This window comes from Hymenobacter sp. (assembly GCF_036387835.1).
Taxonomy (GTDB): Bacteria; Bacteroidota; Bacteroidia; order Cytophagales; family Hymenobacteraceae; genus Hymenobacter.
In genome coordinates, this window is record NZ_DASVSY010000023.1 from 1 (window position 1) to 22,712 (window position 22,712).

At 58.7% G+C, this 22,712-nt stretch carries 11 protein-coding genes; 10 read left to right on the forward strand and 1 reads right to left on the reverse strand.

Going from position 1 to position 22,712, the window contains the following annotated elements; translation table 11 throughout:
- The 8 genes from VF639_RS04725 to VF639_RS04760 all read left to right on the forward strand — a co-directional run.
- The coding region (locus tag VF639_RS04725) for a right-handed parallel beta-helix repeat-containing protein (RefSeq protein WP_331144734.1) at nucleotides 1-8,196 on the forward strand (8,196 nt) is incomplete at its 5' end.
- A 173-nt stretch (nucleotides 8,197-8,369) separates the two neighbouring features.
- Nucleotides 8,370-9,359: an NAD(P)/FAD-dependent oxidoreductase gene (locus tag VF639_RS04730; protein WP_331144735.1), complete on the forward strand. Its 990-nt coding sequence runs from the start codon at nucleotides 8,370-8,372 to the stop codon at nucleotides 9,357-9,359.
- Between the two features lie 183 nt (nucleotides 9,360-9,542).
- Entirely contained in the window at nucleotides 9,543-10,547 is a 1,005-nt protein-coding gene (locus tag VF639_RS04735; protein ID WP_331144736.1) for an SDR family oxidoreductase, read from the forward strand.
- 248 nt (nucleotides 10,548-10,795) lie between these two features.
- Entirely contained in the window at nucleotides 10,796-12,325 is a 1,530-nt protein-coding gene (locus VF639_RS04740; protein WP_331144737.1) for a M20/M25/M40 family metallo-hydrolase, read from the forward strand.
- Nucleotides 12,326-12,435: 110 nt separating this feature from the next.
- The gene (locus VF639_RS04745) at nucleotides 12,436-13,044 is read left to right on the forward strand and encodes a gluconate 2-dehydrogenase subunit 3 family protein (protein WP_331144738.1); all 609 of its coding nucleotides are present in this window, start codon (nucleotides 12,436-12,438) and stop codon (nucleotides 13,042-13,044) included.
- 101 nt (nucleotides 13,045-13,145) lie between these two features.
- The gene (locus tag VF639_RS04750; protein ID WP_331144739.1) at nucleotides 13,146-14,840 is read left to right on the forward strand and encodes a GMC family oxidoreductase; all 1,695 of its coding nucleotides are present in this window, start codon (nucleotides 13,146-13,148) and stop codon (nucleotides 14,838-14,840) included.
- A 267-nt stretch (nucleotides 14,841-15,107) separates the two neighbouring features.
- Nucleotides 15,108-16,445 carry a family 1 glycosylhydrolase gene (locus VF639_RS04755; protein WP_331144740.1) on the forward strand — a complete coding sequence of 446 codons (1,338 nt, stop codon included), beginning with the start codon at nucleotides 15,108-15,110 and terminating at the stop codon, nucleotides 16,443-16,445.
- A gap of 22 nt (nucleotides 16,446-16,467) precedes the next feature.
- Nucleotides 16,468-16,986, forward strand: coding sequence for a M16 family metallopeptidase (locus VF639_RS04760; protein ID WP_331144760.1), 519 nt, complete (start codon nucleotides 16,468-16,470; stop codon nucleotides 16,984-16,986).
- A 247-nt stretch (nucleotides 16,987-17,233) separates the two neighbouring features.
- Here the strand turns inward: VF639_RS04760 and VF639_RS04765 are convergent, their stop codons facing one another.
- On the reverse strand, nucleotides 17,234-18,745 hold the full coding sequence (locus VF639_RS04765; protein ID WP_331144741.1) for a catalase: 1,512 nt from the start codon (nucleotides 18,743-18,745) through the stop codon (nucleotides 17,234-17,236).
- A gap of 151 nt (nucleotides 18,746-18,896) precedes the next feature.
- On the opposite strand from VF639_RS04765, the gene VF639_RS04770 reads away from it, so the two are divergent.
- Both VF639_RS04770 and VF639_RS04775 read left to right on the forward strand, forming a co-directional pair.
- Nucleotides 18,897-19,826 (forward strand): LysR substrate-binding domain-containing protein, encoded by a 930-nt coding sequence (locus tag VF639_RS04770; RefSeq protein WP_331144742.1) that lies wholly within the window; start codon nucleotides 18,897-18,899, stop codon nucleotides 19,824-19,826.
- A gap of 382 nt (nucleotides 19,827-20,208) precedes the next feature.
- Nucleotides 20,209-22,662 carry a T9SS type A sorting domain-containing protein gene (locus VF639_RS04775; protein ID WP_331144743.1) on the forward strand — a complete coding sequence of 818 codons (2,454 nt, stop codon included), beginning with the start codon at nucleotides 20,209-20,211 and terminating at the stop codon, nucleotides 22,660-22,662.
- The last annotated feature ends 50 nt before the right edge of the window (nucleotides 22,663-22,712 follow it).

Here is a 22,712-nt window from a genome sequence, read left to right on the forward strand (position 1 = left end):
CTGGTATTCGACGGGATAGAGCTGCAAGGCGCCAGCACGAACAACACCGTATCGGGCAACCTGATTACGGCCAACCTCGGCCACGGCATCGACACGTTCGGCAATACCATTGGCGGCAATACCATTACCGGCAACACCATCAGCAACAACGGGGTGGGCGTGGCCACCAACACGGGCGAAGAAGGCTCGGGCCTGCGCGTGTTTGGCGCCACCAACACCACCACCATCTCCAATAACGTCCTGACCGGCAACAACGGTTCGGGCGTGCTCCTGCTGGGCACGGCCAATAGAGTAACGATTTCGCAGAACGCGATGAGCGGCAATACCCGTTTGGGCATCGACCTGCTTACCACGGGCGAAACCAACCTAGGTAGCACGGCCCCCGGCACCCCTTTCTGGAATGGCAACACGGGCGCTACCCCGAACGTGACCCCGAACGACAACGGGGAAGCCGCCACGGGTGGCAATGGCTTGTTGAACTTCCCGGTTATCACCTCGTCAACCCTTGTTGGCACCAACCTGGTTGTGACGGGCTATGCCCGGCCCGGTTCGTTGATTGAATTGTTCCTGGCTACGCCGCTCACCACTGACCCCACGAATACGAACAAAGGCTTCGGGCAGGGCTCTGCTTACCTGGGCAGCTTTACGGAAGGCACCGCCGGCACTGACACGAACAACGGTACAGGCAGCTACGGGGTGGGTGGCGCTACCGTGAACGGCCTGAACCAGGGCACGGATAACACCAACCTGTTCACGTTCACGATTCCGCTCACCGGCAACTTTGCCGGCATCGCCGCAGGCAGCGTGCTTACCAGCACGGCTACCCTAGGCAACAGCACCTCGGAGTTCTCGGGCAACGTAGCCGTGAATACTGGCCCCGTGCCCAATACGCTCACCAACGTGAGCATCCCAAACACCAACGGCGCCACGGTGCTGAACCCCAACCTGTCGGGCACGGCCAATGGAACGCTCTCGACGGGCACGGCCAATAGCATTGCCTACTACACTGTAACCAGCCTGCCCGCCTCGGGCACGCTCACCTACAACGGCACGGTGCTGACGACGGGCAACATTGCCACCACGCAGATTGCCAACCCGGGCCTGCTGACCTACACGCCCGTAGCGGGCTTCATGGGCGGCTCGGTGAGCTTCACCTACACCGCCACCGATGCCAACGGTGTCACGAGCGCAACCAACAACAACGGCGGCACCGTGACCAACGGCCCGGCTACCTACACCATCCCGGTAGCAGTGCCCAGTATTTCGGGCTACGTGTATGAGGATGCTAACTACGGTGGCGGCGCAGGCCGCAGCCGGGCCACGCTGGGTGCAGCAGCAGTCGGCCGGGCTGGTGCCCGCGTCGAGCTCTACGACAACACGGGCACCTTCGTGACCTCGGCTATCACGGACATCAACGGACAGTATACCCTACCCGTGTTAGCCAGCACGACCTACACGGTGCGGGTAGTAGATAACACAGTTATCTCGGCCCGCACGGGTGCTACGTTCACGGGCACGGCGGCCACTGGCTACACCAGCAACCAGCTGGCCGTGCAGACCTACAACGGCACTACGGACCGCGTGGGTGGCGAAGCCCCCACGAAAGCGGATGCTCCGGCCGGCACTACCGGCACCACGCTGGCCAGCCTGAACACGGGCACCACCATCGCCCAAAGCCAGTTTGGCCTTACTACCGGCACGACGCTCACGACCACCGGCCCCGACTTTGGCTTCAACTTCGACGTGGTGACCAACACCAACGACGCGGGCCAGGGCTCACTGCGGCAGTTCATCACCAATGCCAACGCCTTGGGCGACGAGAATTTACTGGCGCAGAGCGGCAGCAACAGTGTAAATACCCTGCCAGCTGGCAAAGAAACCAGTATTTTCATGATTCCGTCGGGCAATGCAGTAGCGGGCCTGCGGGCGGGCCTGATTAGTGGTCTTACTGGTGGAGTAGCGGTAATTGCACCAGCTACGGCGCTGCCAATTATCAGCGGGCCGAACACGTATATCGACGGCTCGACGCAGACGTTCAACGTCGGCAACACCAACAACGTAACGCTCGGCGTGGGTGGCACAGTGGGTACGGCTGCTACGGCTCTGAGCCAGGTGAACGGCCCCGAAGTGCAGCTGGTAGGAAGCACAACTACAGTTATCAATACTGGTCTGAACGTAGCCACTACTGGCGCGGGCACCAACCTGATTGGCTTGGCGGTGTACGGCTTCGGCAACAACGCGGGCGGGGGCGACAATGATGGTACCGCCAACATCATCAGCGCTGCCGACAACTTCTCGCTCAGCAGAAGCGTGGTGGGTACTTCGGCTACCAGCTTCACCACGCCGAACGTCCCCAACCTAAGCACCAACGTTCGGATTACAGCGGGTTCAAATGTTGCCATCACCAACAACCTGGTAGGATTCTCTGCTCTCTCGGGTATCCGGATGGGGCTTGACATCGGTACCGGCGTAACGGTTACCAACAACGAAATCCGGAGCAGTTCGCAGAGTGCCAATGGTGTAGGGTACGATGGTTTGCAGATTCGTGGCAGTCGTGTTACCGCCAGCGGCAACTTGTTTGTCAACAACGCGGCGCAGGGCGTTGATGCCTTCAACAGTGCGGGCAGCAACCTCATAACGGGCAATACTATTACCAACAACGGTATCGGTTTTGCCACTAACGCGCCTCTTGAAACGGCGGGCATCCGCCTGACTGGCACCGGCAACACGATCAGCCTGAACATTATCAGCAACAATTACGGCGCGGGGGTACAGGTGACAAGCAACGCCGCGAGCGTTATCAGCCAGAATGCTGTTTTCGGTAACGGCACCATCCTGTCGGGCAATGGTACGGTCGCCACTGGGCAAATCGGTATCGACCTGCTCAGGGATACTGATAACGGCAATCTAGGTACCGGACCTTTCGTGACCATCAACGATAACGGCGACACTGACGGCGGCGCGAATGGTTTGTTGAACTTCCCGGTTATCACTACGTCGACTATTCAGAACGGTAACTTGCTCGTGCGGGGTTTTGCGACGGCCGGCGCTCGGATCGAGTTTTTCGTGGCGGCGCCTGATGCTTCCGGCTTCGGCGAAGGTCAGACGTATTTTGCAATGCGAACCGAAGGACTTACTGCCGACGACCTGGACAACACTGCCGGTCCGTATAGCGGGCTCATCAACGGACGGAATCAGGGCGCGGAAACCAACCAGAACCGCTTTTCCTTCTCGATTCCGTTGTCGTCGTTGACGGCGGCGCAGCAGGCGGCTTTGACAGCCAGCGGCGCTCAGTTGACCTCAACTGCCACGCTGCTTATGGCTGTGAATGGCAACGTGGGTACTTCGGAGTTCTCGGGCAATTCGCCTATAAACACGCCGCCCGTTCCTCGGGACGTAGCCAACGTTACGGTGCCCAACAACAGCGGCCCGGTGGTTCTCAACCCCAACCTGACGGCTACGGCTAACGGTAGCGCTAACGGTGTGACAAACACGATTGCAAGCTACACGGTGAGCCCAGCCAGCATTGGTACGCTGTTCTTCAATGGCACGGCTGTAACGGCTGCGACGGTAGTACCAGCCGCCAACCTAAACCAGCTGACGTATCAGCCGGTAGCCGGCTCGACTACGACGGCTACTTTCACGTACACGGCTACCGATGCCAATGGCATTGTCAGCACTACGCACTTCAACGAAGCGGGTACCACGATTACGGATGGCCCGGCCACTTACCGCATTCCGGTGGGAGCCACGGCAGACGTAGCGACGACTGTTAATGGTCCGAAGGAGCTTAATGCTGGTCAGCCCTCGGGTACCTACTTGGCTACATTTACCAATAACGGTATTAACGTGGCCGAAGGCGTAACGCAGAAGGTGACTTTGCCAGCAGGAGCAACTTTGACATCCGCTCAGTTGACGGTTATTCAGAATGCCTACCCTGGCACTACGTATTCGACAGCTACCCGCGAGCTTTACTTCACAGGAGCTACTACAACGCTGGCGAGCGGCGCAACAAACTCGTTCCGCTTTGCTTTCACAGCGCCTACTACCACAGGAACTCTAACTGGTGTAAACACGCTGAACAGTAACGTAACGACGACCAGTAACGAGGTTGGCATAACGGCCAACAACCAGGCAACGCTCAACCTGAACGTGAACCCTGTAGCAGATGTCGCTACGACGGTAACGGGCAATGGTCCGATCAATGCCGGGGCGCAAGGTAGATTCACGGTAGAGTTCCGTAACCTCAGCGCCACGGGCCCACAAACGGCCAACGGCGTAGTAGCCATGGTGCAGCTGCCGGCCGGTCTGGGGATTGTGGACGTCACGGGTGGTTCGTACAACAACAGCACCGGCTTGGTGACGTATGCGGGCATCATGTCGCTGAATAGCGGCCAGTTGGTGTCTTCTATTATCACGTATACCCAGCCAACTGCGGCAGCCGTAACGGCAACGGCTTCGATCAGCACGACGTCCAACGAAGCTGGCCAGACCGCCAACAACTCAGCCGCCGCCACCAACAATACCCGGGCGGTGTATGATGTAACAACGGCCATCAGCGGCCCGGCCACGGTAACGGCCGGCAACCAGGTGGTGTACAACGTATCGACCATTAACAACGGCGCAACCTCGGCGGCACCCAACGTGACGCAGACGGTAACGCTGCCAGCCGGTGCCACCAACATCTTCGTGACGGATGGGGCTACGGTGAGTGGCACGACGGTAACCTTCCCGGCTATCAGCTCGCTGGCCGCCGGTCAGACGGTTAACAACACGGTGAGCTTCACGGCGCCTGGCGCCAACTATGCGGTGGGAGCCAGTGTAGCCTCGGCGCCAGCCGATGCCAACACCGCCAACAACACAGCTTCGGTGAACACTGCCGTAACGGCTCCGCCCGTGCCAGCAGCCAATGCCAACACCTTCGTGACGGTAACCACGCCTGCCACCAGCGCCACTGCTGGTACGGCCGTGACCTTCACCGTAACGCAGGGCAATGCTGGCAAAGACGCGGCAACTGGTGTGGTAACGCGGGTGGCTATTCCTACGGGCTTGCCTATCTCGGGTGCCAATGCCGTCAGAATTGGTGGTAATGCGCCGACCTCTATTGCAGGTACGGTAGCCACTTACGCTGGTGGTGCCACCTACGACTCGAGCACGGGTATCGTCACTTTCCCGACGATAACTTCGCAGAGCGCCGGTGCGGCCAATAATACGTATACCATCACGCTGGTTACCCCGGCTTCGGGTGTGGTAACAGCGACGGCGAACGTAACGGCAACAACGCCCGACAGCGAGGCAGCCAACAGCGTAGCAACCACGCAGGTAACCGTGAACTCGGCTGCTACCGACGTGGCCACGACCTTGAGCGGCCCAACTTCGGCCATGCCGGGTGAGCGACTCACGTACACGGTAACAACGACCAACAACGGTCCGGCTCCGGCCGGCAACGTAGTCCAGACCGTTACTGTTCCGGCTGGACTGGCTATCAGTGGGGTTAACGCTCTCACCATTGGCGGCAATGCGCCAACCTCGGTGAACGGTGGCGTGGCTGCCTACGCTGGCGGCGCCACGTACAACTCGAACACGGGTGTGGTGACCTTCCCGGCTATTGCCTCACAGGCCGGCGGCAGCTCCGTAACTAACGTTATTGCGTACAACGCGCCGGCCAACAACAACACCAGCCTTGCCAACACCGCCGCCGTTACGACCAGCACCGCCGAAACCGGCGTTGCCAACAACAGGGCTATCGTATCGACGACGCTGATGACCAGCTCCGACGTGCAGGTTGCCCTCACGGGTCCTGCCACCATCGTAGCGGGCAACCCGCTGACCTATGCCGTAACGACCACCAACAATGGGGTTTCGGTGGCAGGCAGCGTGGCTACTACGGTGCAGCTACCTACCGGCCTGGCCGGGGTGGTAGTGCGGAATGCGGCGGGTGTCGTGTTGACTAACTCCACTACTTCGGGTTACAACTCGGCCGATGGTATTGTTCGCTTCCCGGCGGTAACCAACCAGAGTGCAGGCAGTGATGCCTCCACGTCGGGTACCATCACCTTCAACGCGCCGGCCGGTACCAATCTACTGGTGCCAACGGCTACCGCTACGGTGACGGGCACCACGGACCAAGTGGCGGGCAACAACTCGGCAAGCTTGGCCACCACAGTTCAGCCTGCCACTACGGCTCAGAACGATCTGTCGACGATCATCACTTCTTCCGTGCCGACGCAAACGGCCGGGCAGCCGGTAACCTTTACCGTAACGACCAGCAACGCCACGACCAGCACGGGAGCGGCTACGGGGGTAGTGCAGACCGTACAGCTGCCGGCTGGCCTGACCAGCAACGGAGGTACGGTAACGGTGAGCGGAACTGGTGTCTACGACAATGCCACTGGCCTGGTAACGTTCCCGGCCGTTAGCTTGCCAAACACTGGCGCGGCGCGGACGGCAACCAACACTATCATCATCAGCCAGGCCCCTGGTACGGACCCACTCGTCGCTATAGCTTCGGTGCGCGGCAACGAGTCGGACCCGAACGTGGCCGACAACACGACGGCACCGCTCAGCGTGCCGATTACGCCCAACGTGGACGTAGCGACCAGCGTAACGGGTCCGGCCACTATCACTCCCGGCAGCACGGTTAGCTACTCGGTGGTGACGCGCAACAACAGCCCCTCGCCGGCCACCAACGTGAGCCAGACGCTGACGTTGCCAGCCGGTGTTACGAGCTACTCGCTGAATGGTGGTGCACCGATTACAGTAGCGGCGGGTGCGACGATAACCATCCCGGTTCCATCGACCATCAACCCCGGCACCGCCAACACGGTAACCAACACGATAAGCTTTACGGCCCCGGCCATGAGCTTCGCCCTGACCAGCAACGTCACCGCTACCGGCGATGCGGGCACGATGGGTAACAACGTGTCCACGCAGAACACGGCCACCACCCGCAACAGCGCGCCGGTAGCTGCTAATACCATGAACACGCTGCAAACGCCGGAAGGCAATACGGCCGGTCCGCTCCTGCTTTCTGCCTTGAGCGCCACCGATGCCGATGGCAACACCGACATCCGGACGTATACCATCAACAGCATTCCGTTGCCCTCGCAAGGAGTACTCCGCCTGGGCACCATTGCCCTGGGAGCGGGTGACCCTATTGCCCTGGCGGATATTGCCAAGCTGACCTTTGACCCGGTAACTGGTTACGTGGGTAATGCTTCCTTCACCTTCTCGGCAACGGATGCGGCGGGTGCGGTTTCGGCCCCGGCTACCTTCCTTATCGCGGTGGCTCAGGACATCAACTCGGTGTACACCAACGAACCCACAAAAGGTATTGCGACCAATAATGGCTATCAGAACGGCGACGCCATTAGCAATGCCTTCGACGTGAACGGTGGCCGCTACAACATGGCCGCAGCCATAACCGACAGCGGTGTGCGCTCCGCTGCGCTGGCTTCGGGCAGCAATGCTCTGCCTGCGGGCGTTACGCTCAATTCAACCACAGGGGCCATCACTGTCTCCGACCGGTTGTTGCTGCGCAGCGGTTCCTACACCGTAACCATCACTACGGTGGACGTGAACGGGGGCACCAACACGCAGAACGTAACCTTCACCATCGGAGAACGTCCGCTACCGGTGGAGTTGAAAGAGTTTGCCGTACGGGCTGTGAAAGTAAATGCCTTATTGGACTGGAGCACAGCTTCGGAGAAGAACAGCGACCGGTTCGAAATAGAGCGTAGCCTCAACGGCACAACCTTCGAGAAGATCGGTACGGTACGTGGCCAGGGCACCACCCAGACAACTACCACCTACGCCTTCACCGACGCGGGTATCGGCGCCAAAGTGCAGGGTGTGGTTTACTACCGCCTGCGTCAGGTAGACACGGATGGTACGGTTTCTTACTCGCCGGTTCGTACGGTGCGCTTCGAAGCGCAGGCCGCAGTTACTGCCAAGCTGAGTGTGTTCCCGAACCCAGCTACTTCTTCCGACCGGGTGGTAACGCTTGACCTGACTACGCTGCCCAAGGGCACGTACCAGGCTTCGTTGCTCGACGCCACGGGTCGTTTGATTCGCACCTACTCGGTAGAGGGTGGTGTGAACAAAGAAGTTGATGTGCAGACGCTGCCAACGGGTACCTACATTGTCGTGGTACGCGGCAACGGCCTGAACCTAAGCCAGCGCCTGATCAAGGAATAGCGAGCGAAAGTCAACTAGGTAAGAAAAGCCCTGTCGGTATCCGGCAGGGCTTTTTTGTGCGTAAAAGCAAAGGGCTGCTAGTGTAGCGCTACAACAAAATCTTGACTTCGATGCCTAACATATGGCTAGTATTGGTGGTATACGTAAGCTGGTTTTCTTTGCTGTCTCGCACTATGTCTGTTGCCGCTTCCACTGCCTCCGTTTCCCCCCGTCCGCGCCGTCATCGTCCGCCGGCCGCTCCTTTGCTTGACTACGATGTAGTGATAGTAGGAGCGGGCAGCGCTGGCCTGAGCGCCGCGTTGGTACTGGGTCGTTGCCTACGGCGGGTATTGGTGTGCGACGGTGGTGCCCCTCGCAATGCTCCTTCGCCGGGCGTACAGAGCTTTTTCACCCGCGACGGTATCAAGCCGGCCGATTTGCTGCGACTCGGACACGAGCAGTTGCGGCCTTACACAACCGTTGAAGTGCGGACTGTGCGAGTGGTAAATCTGGAAGCAACACCGGCTGGGTTTCAACTCACACTAGAAGAAGAATCGGGTCGAACTAGTGTGTGCACCACGCGCAAAGTGCTGTTGGCAACAGGCGTACAGGATGTGCTGCCCGAAGTAGAAGGCATGCGTGAGTTGTGGGGCAGAGGGGTGCTTCATTGCCCGTATTGCCACGGGTGGGAAGTGCGCGACGAGCCGCTGGCTGTGTTCGGACACAGCAAAACAGTAACGGGTTTGGCTCTGCTTGTTAGCCGGTGGAGCAAAGACGTAATCGTCTGTACGGATGGTTCGACCTGCCTCACCACCAATGCTCTTCGCCGCTTACGCCAACACGGTATTAAGGTGCGCCAAGAAAAGATCAGCCAGCTAGAAGGCACCAAGACCGGCAAGCTGCGGCATATTGTTTTCGAGAATGGGGAAAAGCTGGAGCGGACGGCTGTTTTCATTCACCCGCATCAGCAGCAGCGCAGCCAGTTAGCCGAGCAATTGGGCTGTCGGTTCACGAAGAAAGGCGGCGTGTGGGTCAACAAAAATGCCGAAACTACCTTCCCTGGCCTCTATGCCGCCGGCGACGCCACTCCCGGTACGCAGCAAGCTTTGCTAGCTGCCGCCAAAGGTGGGCAGGCCGCCATCTGTATCAATGAGCAACTGACGAGAGAGGAATGCCCTAAGTAGTGAAGGGGAGAGCTGCTTGTTCTGCCGGCGCGGGTTTGTACCATGAAGCTCTTTGGGTACCACCTGGCACCGCTTGGTCACTATCATACGGCTCGCCCGTCCTACTCACTTAATCCCCATTTTATTCATTACCGCTAGTCGAGCTTTTGCGTAGAGCAGAACCCAACCTCTACTGTAGACCTCATGGCTGCCAAAAAAGCTGCTCCGAAAGACTCCGCCGCAAAAGACGCTACTCCCAAGAAGCCCGCCGCTGACAAACCCACGGCCACTACGCCCGCTGCCAAAAAAGCCGCGGCGGCTACCGTCGCGCCCAAGCCGGTGAAGCGCCCCACGGCCAAAGACATGAAGCAGCACGCCGAGAAGCTGCCTTATCCGGCCAAACAGGCTGATATGAAGCTCCAACCCGGCATGAGTTTCAGCACGTACCGCGCCGCCAGCAAGCTTCAGGACAAAATTGCGCTGATAACCGGCGCCGATTCGGGCGTTGGTCGGGCCGTGGCGGTGGCGTTTGCCATGGAAGGAGCGCACGTGGCCGTGCTCTACAACGAAAACACCGTGGATGCCGAAGAAACCAAGCGCTTGGTAGAGGCGCAAGGCCGCCGCTGCATCCTGCTCCAAAGCGACGTGCGCGACCCTGAACAGTGCAAGCAAGCTATCCGCCGCACCCGCGCCGAGTTGGGCGGCCTGAACATCCTCGTCAACAACGCCGCGTTCCAGATGAGTGCCGAGAAGTTCGAGGACATTTCGGAAGAGCAAATCCGCCGCACCTTCGACACCAACATACTTGGCTACATCTGGATGGCGCAGGCCGCCATTCCGCACCTCCAGCAAGGCGACTGTATCATCAATACCGGCAGCATCGTGGGGTTGACGGGCATCCCGATTCTGGTGGATTATGCTTGCACCAAGTCGGCTATTCATGCTCTCACCAAAAGCCTGGCCACTTACCTCGGCGAAAAAGGAATCCGGGTTAACTGCGTGGTGCCCGGCCCGGTCTGGACGCCCAATATTCCAGGCACTATGCCGCGCGAAGAAATCGAGAAGTTCGGCTATGAAGTAGCGCTGGCCCGCCCCGGTCAGCCCGAGGAGCTGGCCCCGGCCTACGTGCTGCTCGCCTCGCAAGACGGCTCGTTTATGACCGGTTCATTGGTGCATGTAACGGGCGGCAAGATGAGCTCCGATCAGTAACAGGCCTGTTTAACAGCATGCATGACCGTGTAAGTACAGCCGTTTCGCGAACCATGTAGAGACGCGACACTTCGCGTCTCGGCGTCCGCACCGCTTGGTCAGTTCGAATAAACAACAGCAACGATGTAGAGACGCGACACTTCGCGTCTCTACATCGTTGCTGAGGCAGCAATAGGCTTTAAATGCTCCTGTTTGCATGACGGCACCTATCTTACGAGCGGTTGAATGCTTAAAGCTCAGCGCTTGCTATGAAAAAACGATACGCATTGAGTCTGGTCTTTCTGATGGCGCTGGCGGGTTTTAGTGCCCCCGATACTGCCATCCAGAAAATACGGCAATACCGGCAGGCGCACGAACTGCCGCTGCTCACCGAGTACATGCAGTTTCTGGCCGTTCCCAATGTGGCCGCCGACAGTGCTAACCTCCGCCAAACGGCCCGGTTGATTGCCAGCATGATGGAGAAGCGCGGTATTCGGGCGCAATTGCTGCCAGCCACCACGCCGGGCGTACCGCCTGCCGTGTACGGCGAGGTGCGCACGCCCGGCGCCAAACGCACCCTCGTGTTTTACGCGCACTACGATGGCCAACCCGTCAACGCCGCGCAGTGGGCGCCTGGCCTCAAGCCGTTTCAGCCGCAGCTAGCCAGCGCGGCCCTGGCACAGGGTGGGCAGCTACTTCCTATGGTGCAAGCCGGCCAGCCCATCAACCCCGATTGGCGCCTGTACGGCCGCAGCAGCTCCGACGACAAGGCCGGGGTAATGGCTATTCTGGCCGGCTACGAAGCCCTCACGCAAAGCAAGCTCAAGCCGGGTGTCAACATCAAGTTTTTCTTTGAGGGTGAGGAAGAAAAAGGCTCGCCTCACCTCAGCGAAATTGTGGAAGGCCACCGCGCCCTGCTAGCCTCCGACCTCTGGATTATCTGCGACGGGCCCGTGCACCAGTCCGGGCAAAAGCAGGTGGTGTTCGGTGCTCGTGGCGACGTGAACGTCAACCTCACGGTTTACGCTTCCAAGCGGCCCTTGCACAGCGGCCACTACGGCAATTGGGCGCCCAATCCCGCCCTGGAGCTGGCGCAACTACTGGCCTCGATGAAAGACAGTACCGGCCATGTTACGGTGGCGAATTTCTACGACGATGTGGTGCCACTGACTGCTACCGAGCGCCAGGCGCTAGGCCGGGTGCCCAACCTCGATGCTACCATTCAGCAAGGCCTTGGTTTTGCCCGGCCCGAAGGCAATGGCCAGACCTTAAACGAGTTAATCAACCAGCCCTCCCTCAACATCAACGGCATGCGCAGTGCCAACGTGGGCAGCCAAGCGGCCAACGTCATTCCCACCATTGCCGAAGCAACTCTGGATTTGCGCTTGGTGCTCGGCAACGACAGCAAACGGCAGGTAGAGAAAGTGGTGCGTCACATTCAAAAGCAGGGCTTTTACATGACCACGCAGGAGCCTACCGACGCCGAGCGGGCCCGCTACCCACGCATCGTGCGCGTAGAGCCCCAAACCGGCTACAACGCCGAGCGCACCCCCATGGACTTGCCCATTGCCCGCGAAGTGGTAGCCGCCGTGCAACGCACTACTTCGCAGCCCGTGGTGCAACTGCCTACGTCCGGCGGTAGCCTGCCGCTGCACGTTTTCAAGAAGATAAACGCCGTAACGCTCACCGTGCCGGTTGCCAACTACGACAACAACCAGCACGCCGAAAACGAGAATCTGCGCCTCGGCAACCTATGGGACGGCCTCGAAACCATGGCGGCCATTATGCAAATGAAGTAGCGCCGATAGCTCAGTTATAATCCAGATAATTTTTCAGTCGGCGGGAGGATTTCACTCGTAAGCGGTTTACAACTCGACAGTACCAATTGCGCTGTCCTCGCTGTTCCGCTATGTCTTCTCCTGTCTATCCTTCTGGCACTGTGCGCGCTTTGCTGGCTACCGACCTCGTGACGGAAGCCACCCGCGCTGCGCTGCAAGCTCGCCTCGACGCCCCCATACACGAGCCCGAATTCTTCGAGCCCCAGGTCTATGCACTGCTTCAGGCCGTAGCCGCCCGCCTTATTCCGCAACCCGACCGGCCCGAACCCATCAACGTAGCTGGTGGCGTCGACAAGCGCCTCGCCGAAGGCAAAGCTGATGGCTGGCGCTACGACGCTATGCCCCCCGACCGGGAGGCCTACCGCCTAGGCCTGGGGGGCATCAACCAAGCCGCCGAAGCACTGTTTCAACAGCCTTTCCTGAAGCTCACCGAAGCCCAACAAGATGCAGTGCTCGAAACGGTAGCCAACGGCACTGCTTCCGGCGAGAATTGGCAGCAGCTCCCCATCGGGCGGTTTTTCGAGGAAATGCTGGCCGAGCTAACCGAGAACTACTATTGCCACCCACTGGCGCAGGAAGAAATCGGCTACGTGGGCATGGCCGACGTGCCTGGCTGGTCCCACCTCCAGCCCAACGACCTGGAACCTCGGGAGCCGGAGAGTGAATTAGTGATTGGGTGAAGTAGCCTCTGGTGCGAATGGCACATCCAGTAATTCGCGCAGGTTATCTCGTTTAATCCCCCTCTTCCTAGGCACTTCACTCAATCACTAATTCACCGCACATGCCCGACGAAGAAGTTCTCGAAGAAGGCGTTCTGAACCCGATAAAAACTGAAATCCAGGACCCTCTTCTGCAGGCCATCCTGGAAGAGAATAGTAGTCTCCTAACAGCCCCCATCGGGCTAGAGCAGCCAGATCCGCTCCCCGATCCGGTAGAGGAAGTGGACTGCGTAGTGATTGGCACCGGAGCCGGTGGCGCGCCACTATTGGCCCGTCTGGCTATGGCCGGCCTGAAGGTAGTAGCTCTGGAAGCCGGCCCGCGCCGCAACCCCATCACCGACTATGCCACCGACGAAAAGGCCCAAGCCTTCCTGTTTTGGAATGACGAGCGTCTCTCCGCTGGTCAGAACCCCGTAGCCTTCGGCAACAACAATTCCGGCACTGGGGTAGGGGGCTCCACGTTGCACTACACCGCCTACACGCCCCGCGCCCAAGACGACGACCTGCACCTGCACCGCGACTTTGGGGTAGGAGTGGACTGGCCTTTCGGACTCGACGAACTAGAGCCATATTATAGTGAGATAGAACAGTTTTTGGGAGTTTCGGGCCCGACGCCGTACCCATGGAGCGCCCCGCGGAGCAAGGGCTATCCGCTGGCGCCGCTGCCACTAAACGGTGCGGCGCTGCTGATGCAGCAGGCGTGTGCGCAGTTGGGCATCCAGACCTCGCCAGCAGCCAATGCAGCCCTTTCGGCGCGTTATTATCAGGAAGGCGTTGGCTGGCGCGAAGCTTGCACCAACCGCGGCTTCTGCCAGGCCGGCTGCAACGTGGGCGCCAAGGCCAGCATGGACGTTACGTTTCTGCCACTGGCCGAAGCCCACGGCGCCGAAATCCGGGCCGATGCGTTTGTAACCGAGATTGAGCGCGACGAGAAAGGCCGCGTGACGGGCGTTGTGTACGAGCAGTACGGCGTGACAGTACGGCAGCGTTGCCGCCACTTGTTTCTGTGTGCGGGTGCCGTTGAAACGCCGCGCTTGCTCTTGCTCAACGAGTTGGCGCTGACTAGTGGGCAAGTTGGCAAGCACTTCATGGCGCATCCGGGTATGCAGGTGTGGGGTACTTTCTCCGACGATATTCGGCCCCACAAAGGCATACCAGGCGGCCTGATTTCCGAAGACACGCACCGGCCCAAAGACGCCGACTTTGCGGGAGGTTACCTGCTGCAAAGCATTGGCGTGATGCCCGTCACCTTTGCCTCGCAAATGGCGCGGGGACGCAAGCTGTGGGGCCAGCAGCTGCGCGACTACATGCGCAACTACAACCACATATCCGGCATCAACATCCTCGGCGACTGTCTGCCCCACACCGATAATTTCCTGGAACTCGCCGAAGAGAAAGACGCCCGCGGCCTCCCCAAACCGCGTCTGCATTTTACGGCCCAAGAAAACGAGTTGCGCATGAACGTCCACTCCGAGAAGCTAATGCGTGAGATATGGACCGCCGCCGGTGCCACCGACCTGTGGTCCTTTGAGCGTTACGCCCACGTCATCGGCACGGCCCGTATGGGCCTCAGCGGCGACGATGCCGTCGTCAACCCCGACGGCCGCGCCTTCGACGTGCCCAACCTCTACATCTGCGACAACTCTGTTTTTCCCAGCGCCCTCAGCGTCAACCCCGCCCTCACCATCATGGCCCTCAGCCTCCGCACCGCCGACAAATTTCTGGCGGCGCAGGCACGCTTGGATGGTAATAACTAGTTGAACGCCAATGCCTCTCAGTTGAGGAGGGGACGTTTAGCCGCTAGGCTGAACGGGGGTGGTTGGCTGGTTGAACGACTCGCGCCTGCACCACCAAAGCACAAGAAAATAGTGATGGGCAACCCTTCTTCCTCAGTTCTTGTGCTACCAGCCAACCTGCCAGAAACACGCTCTAGCAATGTAGTAGTGCGAGGCGGAAGCTGCACCCTACTTGTCTATCGACTACAAAATCCGAGTAATCCGTCAAATCCGAAAAATTCGTGATCCATGGCCAAGAGCTTCCTTACCCATATTACAGATCATTTTGGCGACGGAAGCTACGAGGGCGACGAGTTCGGCGGGGCCGCCGGCCACGACGGGAGCGGCTTGCCTACCGGTGCGCCCGGCAATTTCATGTTCGCTACCGGCATCGAGTGCTCGTACCCTACCATTGCGGGCGGCACTATCCGGCGCGACTTGCTCGCCGAAACCGACCACTACAACCGTTACAAGGAAGACCTCGGGTTGGTGAAGGAAATGGGGCTGAAGGTGCTGCGCTACAACCTGCCGTACTACCTCATCCAGAAAGCGCCCGGTAAGTACGATTGGGATTTTGCCGACCGGGCCATGGCCGAAATCCAGCGCCTCGGCATCACCCCAATTTTGGATTTGATGCACTTCGGGGTGCCCGACTGGATTGGCAACTTCCAGAACCCCGAGCTGCCTGTATTTTTTGCCGAGTATTGCGGGGCCGTAGCCCGGCGCTACCCGTGGGTGCGATTCTATACCCCTGTCAATGAGATATATGTAACGGCCCGCGCCTCCGCCAAAGACGGTATCTGGAACGAGCAGCTGAAAGATGACCGCGCCTTCATCACGGCCATGAAGCACATTACGGCCGCCAGCATCATGGGCACGCAGCAAATTGCCCGGCACCGCCCCGACTGCGTGATTGTGCAAAGCGAATCGGCCGAGTACATCCACGAAATGCGGGCCGTGCCCACGCCCGAAATCTGCCTCACCAACAAGCTCCGCTTTCTGTCCCTGGACTTGCTCTACGCCCACCCGCTCGATTCGGAAGTGCTGCTCTACTGCCTCGACAACGGCATGACCCGGCAGGAACTCGACTGGTTTATGGCCGGCGAGCCACCTGGCTACCAGGTGATGGGCAACGACTACTACGGCCGCAACGAACGGATTATCAAGCCCGACGGTACGCTCTGCCAGGCCGAAGACGTGCTCGGTTGGTATACCATGACGCGCCAATACTACGAGCGGTACCGCAAGCCCGTCATGCACACCGAAACCAACACCTTCGACGCCAAAGACGCCGAATGCTGGCTCTGGAAGCAGTGGGTGAATGTGATGCGCATCCGGCAAGATGGTATCCCAGTCATCGGCTTCACTTGGTATTCCCTGCTCGATCAGTTGGATTGGGATATTTCGCTGGCCGAAAAGCGTCTCTCCGTCAACGCCTGTGGTCTCTACGACCTCGACCGCAAAATCAGGCCGGTGGGGGAGAGCTACAAGATGTTGATCCAGGAGTTCGGCCAGATAACCATGGTGCCCTACGCCGAGATGTTTGCCGTAACCAGCCAACCCGCCGTGCTCAAAGTGAAAGTATAATATTCACTTCCGCCCCGACTATCTGCGCTTGCGCGTTACTAATTCGCTGTTGGGTGGTTCGTTTGGCTCGCGCATCCCGCGCAATATTCGGGAGGCTAAGGGCTACACCTATTCGCCCCGCAGCGTAATCGAAACGCACTACCGCGCTGGCAGTTGGAGCGAAATTGCCGACGTGACCACCCAGGAAACCGGTAACTCGCTCAAGGAAATCGTATACGAAATCGAGCGCCTGCAAAAGGAGGCGCCTTCGGCCGAAGAGCTGAAAGGCATTCAGAACTACGAGTTGGGTTTGTTTGTACTGCGTAACTCTACGCCAGCCGGTATCATCAACCAACTCAACACGCTAGACCTGCACGGCCTGCCCGACAGCTACCTTACCGAGCAAGTCAAAAACATCAACGCCGTGACGCCACAGCAAGTCAGCGAAACTGCCCGCAAGTACGTCCGCCCCGAGGCCATGACCGTGGTGGTAGTGGGCGACAAGAAAATCATCGACCCCCAAATCAAGAAATTCCAAGCGTCTCGCAAGAAAGCGCTATAAACGAGCAGACGTTGGTTATAAACCCGTTATGCTGAGCGTAGTGCAACGAAGCCGAGGCATCTCGCGTGCTGATGTTGCCAAACTAACTGTCATGCTTCGGTCCCTGGCTTGATGCGCCACATGCTCAGCATGACAATACCTCTACAACGTCAGCATGATGGGCTTATGAGACTCATAACGATTAGCAAAACACAAAAAGCCGCTCCAGTAATCCGGAGCGGCTTTTTACTTGGCAACTCTTTTGCTGTTATACCGCGGCCGCGGCCGGGGCGTGCTCCATTGGAATTTCAGCATCAACGCCGAGGCCTTTGGCAATGGCCATGCCCAAACGAACATCAGCGCGGAACCAGTGGCAGAGTTGGCGCTGGGTGATAAGGTCCTTCTTCGGGCCGTCGATGCCGGACATAGCGCCTACTACGTTGCGGACGAGGTTGCGCTGCGCCTGCGGATCGAGGAGGCGGAAGAGGTTGCCGGCCTGGGTGTAGTGGTCGTCGTTGCCGGGGCCTTCGTTCCGGTCGTAGCGGGCCGCGAAGCCGTTCAGTTCCTGCGCCGGCTCGCCCTGGGTCTTGTCTTCCACGGGGCCGTTGAACGAGTTCGGGAAGTAGTTCGGGCCGGGGCCGCCATTGTCGCCGAGGGCCATGCGGCCGTCGCGCTGGTAGTTGCTGAAGCCGAAGGGGCAGGCGTTTACGGGCAGGTGCTCGTAGTTGGCACCCAGACGGTAGCGGTGCGCGTCGGGGTAGCTCAGGATGCGGCCTTGCAGCATCTTGTCGGGCGAGTAGCCGATGCCATCCACTACGTGCGCCGGCGCAAAAGCAGCCTGCTCCACGTGGGCGTGGTAGTTTTCGGGCACCGCGTTCAGCTCCATCACGCCTACTTCGTGCAACGGAAACTCGCCCTGGGGCCACACCTTAGTGAGGTCGAAGGGGTTCCAGCGGAAGTCGCGGGCCTGCTCCTCGGTCATAGTTTGGACAAACATCGTCCAGCGCGGGAAGTTGCCCCGGTCGATGGCGTCCACTAGGTCGTGCTGCGCGAAATCCGGGTCTTCGCCCTTCATGCGGGTGGCATCGTCGCTGGAGAAGTTTTTGATGCCCTGCTGCGTGCGAAAATGAAATTTCACCCAAGTCCGCTCATTGGCGGCGTTGATCAGCGAGAAGGTGTGCGAGCCGTAGCCGTGCATGTGGCGGTAGCCGTAGGGCGTGCCCCGGTCGCTCATCAGAATGGTTACCTGGTGCAGGCTCTCGGGGTTGAGGCTCCAGTAGTCCCACATCATCGTGGGACTCTTGCGGTTGGAGCGGGCTTCGCGCTTCTGGGTATGAATGAAGTCGGTGAACTTCAGCGGGTCCTTCACGAAGAACACCGGCGTGTTGTTACCCACCAGGTCCCAATTGCCGTCTTCGGTGTAGAATTTCAGCGCGAAGCCGCGGGGGTCACGCTCGGTATCGGCCGAGCCTTTTTCGCCGCCTACGGTGCTGAAGCGGGCAAACATCTTGCACTCGTTGCCCACCTTGCTGAACAGCTTGGCGCGGGTCAGGTGGGTGATGTCGTGGGTGACGGTGAACTTACCGTAGGCGCCACTGCCCTTGGCGTGCACCACCCGCTCCGGAATCCGCTCCCGGTTGAAATGGGCCGACTTCTCGTGCAGAAAGTAGTCCTGCAATAGTAGTGGGCCCCGGGCACCAGCCGACTGGGAGTTCTGGTTGTCGAAAATGGGGCGACCCGAAGCCGTGGTCAGCTTCTGTGGTTGGGTTGATTCTTCCATAAGGCAGGGAAAAGTAAGGAGCGAAAAAAGGCCGACGAGCCGGGGTATTGAGGTTCCGGTAACTCATGGGCCCGGTAAAGGTTGAGGTTACTTGGATATAAACAAAATCGATTGCTCTTATAGTTGTATAAGCTGTGATTATATTTGGGGCATGACCGTACAGCAGCTCGAATACCTGGTCGCCCTCGACACTCACCGCCAGTTTGTGCTGGCCGCCGAAAAATGCCACGTCACCCAGCCGACGCTGAGTATGCAGCTGCAAAAGCTGGAAGACGAACTAGGGGTACTGCTCTTCAATCGCACCAACAAAGGCGTGCAGCCCACGGCGGTAGGGACAAAGGTGGTGCAGCAGGCCCGGCAGGTGCTGCGCGAGGTACAACAGCTACGCGAAGTAGTGCAGCTGGAAAAAGGCGAGCTGGTGGGGGAGCTGCGGCTCGGCATCATCCCGACGCTGGCGCCCTACTTAGTGCCGCTGTTTCTGGTGGAGCTGGTGGAGCAGCATCCGCAGCTGCGGGTGCAGGTAGAGGAGCTGCAATCGGCCCAGATAGTGCAGCGCCTCAAAGAGCATACCCTCGACGTAGGCCTGCTCGTCACGCCGCTTGACGACCGGCAACTGCGCGAAATTCCGGTGCTGGAAGAACCCTTCCTCGGCTACATTGCCGCCGACCACCCGCTGTACCAACAAGTTACTATTGTGCCGCAAGACATGGGGGCGCCGGGGCTTTGGCTGCTCCAGCAAGGGCATTGCTTCCGCCACCAGGTGCTCAACATCTGTGCCCCCGCCCCCGTCGATACCACCCGCCCCTTCACCTACGAAAGTGGCTCGATAGAAACCCTGAAGGAACTAGTGCGCCACAACCACGGCTACACGCTGGTGCCCGAACTGTCGGTGCTGCAGGAGCTCGACAACCCCATGGTAAAGCGCTTCGCCGCGCCCGAGCCGGTGCGCGAAGTCAGCTTGGTGGTGCATCAGGGCTTTGTGCGGCTGCCGCTGCTCACGTCTCTACGCGACATTATCATCCGCAAAGTGCCCAAGCGGCTGCATGCCGGCAAGTCTAATCAGAAAATCAGGTGGAGGTGATTCGATAAAGAGCTATCAAGATAGCGCACAGAAGCAGGCTAACTCTTTCTGGTTATTGCCAAGCTTCAAATCAAAAGGACAAAGTAAAAGTTACCGGCAGTTGCCTACCACAGCAGCCATAGGTTGTAAAGTCTTTTGCAGCCACAATTCTTTTTTTGAATCCTCTGTAATATACAGTTAACAGGCTCCCTGTAATTAGTACTAGTTATTTAGAAAAAGCTTATATATTGATCCAGGCAAAAACAAAAGCCAAAAATGTTACTTTAAAAGTACAATATGTACTTGCATAGTTCATAATAAGATATTTGGATTTGCCACGTCAAGCCTCTTCACTTTTCCTTTCCTTTATATGAGAACAAATTCTTACTCAAGTAGATCTTGGTTGTCAAAAGAGCTCCGGCTTCGATTAGGCGCCCTGGCAACGGCCTTACTGCTGGCTCCGGCCGCGTGGGCACAAGCTCCCGCCAACGACAACTGCGCGGGCGCCATACCATTGCCCGTTGGCGCTACCTGTACGCTGACAACAGGCACTAACGTGAATGCAACTGATGGCGCCACACCAGTGCCTTCGTGCGGCGACACTTCAATACCAGCCAGCAAAGACGTTTGGTATAGTCTGGTAGTGCCAGCGGGTGGTAGTTTCAACGTTTCTACCAGTGCAGTAGCAGGTAGCGGCTTCGATGATACGGTAGTTGAAGTTTATTCTGGTACGTGCGGCAGCCTTACCTCTATTGGCTGCAACGACGATATTATCGATGGAGAAGAGCGCTTCTCTTCCGTGACCGTCAGGGGCCAGACGCCTGGCAACACTGTTTATGTGCGGGTGTTTGGCTTCGATGCTACCGTAGCAACCGGCCAGTTTGGTATTTGCGCTACGCTGCCTCCTGCCAACGACAACTGTGCCGGTGCCATTGCCCTGACCACGGGCGCAACTTGCACCGTAACAACGGGCACAACTGTAGGCGCCTCGGACGGCCCTGGACCGGCTCCGACTTGCGGAGGTGGTGGTGCTTATAACGATGTATGGTACAGCACGGTCGTGCCAGCGGGTGGCAGAATAGCCGTTACGACCAGTGCCGTGGCCGGTAGCGCCTTCGACGATACGGTGGTGGATTTGTTCACGGGTACTTGCAGTAGCCTCACCGCAGTTGCTTGCAATGACGACGCGGGCGGAGCAGGCTTCTCCAGTGCAATAGCTTCGGGCCTCACTGTGGGCAGCACCATTTACATTCGTGTATCCGGTTACGATTCGTCTATCCCAACTGGGCAGTTTGGTATTTGCGCGACCATCCCCCCACCTGCGCCCGCCAACGATAACCCGGCGGGGGCCATTACCTTGCCTATTGCCGCCACCTGCACCCCGCTAAACGGCACGAATGCCAGCGCTACTACTACTCCTGTAAACGGGTACGTGAATGGCACCAACCCGAATGCCGCCTGTGGCATTGCAGCTAATCCCAAGGACGTGTGGTATAAGTTTACCACGGCCGCGAGTGGCGCGGGCAGTACCGCTGTTACCATTCAAGTAACCGGAATGGCCGCTGGCTATTTACGCTTGTTTTCCTCGCCCGGCGGGGCAGCTACCGGGCCGTTCACCGAAATAGCCTGCTCATCAGGAGGAAACAATAATACTGTATCTGCTCCTTTAACTGTGAACACGCTTACGGCCAATACCACGTACTACGTGTTCGTGGCCGGCTTCGGCTCCAACGATACGCAGGGAGATTTCACTATTTGCGCAATTCCGGCGACGCCATTAGCTGCCAACGATGCGGCAGTTCAGATTATTTATTCAACAGGGAAGGCTCCGGTTTCGGCGCCTCAGGTGATACAGGCGGTGATACGCAATGCTGGTTCTGCTGCGCTAGCTAACATTCCGGTGATTCTGACTGTAGCGGGTACCTCCCCATTCACAAACGGTAAACTGGTGGCCTCACTAGCACCCGGTGCTTCTACTACTGTTACATTCGACCCATACACGCCAACCGCTGTCGGCAATAACACGCTGACGGTGACATTACCAGCTGACGCAGTAACTACGAACAACACGCAAACTTTTCCGGTGGTTGTTACTCCTAACAGCCTCTCCTATCTGAACGATAGTGAACCTGTTACGGCAAGCGTAGGCGTTTCAGGTACAACTCCTGGTGGCACTTTGGCGACAAAATACACCATCAACACTGCTTCTGCCATTGGCGAAGTGAAGCTGAGCTTCTTGGCAAGTGCTACCACTACGTCAACGTATCAGGTGGTAGTGCTAAACGCCACGGCAATGGGTTTGCCTGGCAGCGTGCTCTTCACTTCGCCTACACTAAACCGGCCGACTGCTGCTGGGGTAGTTACAGTGCCCATCACCAATACTCCAGTGACTAGTACCTTCTTCGTGGGCTTGAAAGAAGTTTCAGGCAACGTGGGCATTGGCTACCAGGTGGAGAATCCTCTGCGGTCCGGCACTTTCTATTACCAGATCTCCGCCACTAGCGCTTGGACGGATGTAAATACCACCACGCTGCAAACCCGCCTTGGTATTGAAGTGGGCTTCAGCACGCGGGTGCTCTCGACCAAGCCCAGCGCGGCGCTGGCCCAGGCCATCGAACTCTACCCCAACCCGGCCCACCAGAGCTTCGCCTTGCGGCTGCCGGCGCTGACTGGTCAGCGCACGGCCAAGCTCACGCTGCTCAACACGCTCGGCCAGCAGGTGCAGATGCGTACGCTCGTGCTCGGGGGCAGTGGCACGGAAACGCAGTTCAACGTCAGCGGCCTGGCCGCGGGCATCTACACGCTGCAGATCCAAACCACCGATCAGCTCGCTACCAAGCAAGTCGTAATCGAGTAATGGGGTAAGAGTAAGGCAGCTTATGCTGGCTGCTTCTTCAAGAAAAGCCT

Bases quoted from the DNA above. Each gene is read 5' to 3' on its own strand.
- VF639_RS04770 (WP_331144742.1), top strand. From the start codon at position 18,897: ATGACCGTACAGCAGCTCGAATACCTGGTCGCCCTCGACACTCACCGC.
- VF639_RS04755 (WP_331144740.1), top strand. From the start codon at position 15,108: ATGGCCAAGAGCTTCCTTACCCATATTACAGATCATTTTGGCGACGGA.
- VF639_RS04745 (WP_331144738.1), top strand. From the start codon at position 12,436: ATGTCTTCTCCTGTCTATCCTTCTGGCACTGTGCGCGCTTTGCTGGCT.
- VF639_RS04740 (WP_331144737.1), top strand. From the start codon at position 10,796: ATGAAAAAACGATACGCATTGAGTCTGGTCTTTCTGATGGCGCTGGCG.
- VF639_RS04765 (WP_331144741.1), bottom strand. From the start codon at position 18,745: ATGGAAGAATCAACCCAACCACAGAAGCTGACCACGGCTTCGGGTCGC.
- VF639_RS04750 (WP_331144739.1), top strand. From the start codon at position 13,146: ATGCCCGACGAAGAAGTTCTCGAAGAAGGCGTTCTGAACCCGATAAAA.
- VF639_RS04735 (WP_331144736.1), top strand. From the start codon at position 9,543: ATGGCTGCCAAAAAAGCTGCTCCGAAAGACTCCGCCGCAAAAGACGCT.
- VF639_RS04730 (WP_331144735.1), top strand. From the start codon at position 8,370: ATGTCTGTTGCCGCTTCCACTGCCTCCGTTTCCCCCCGTCCGCGCCGT.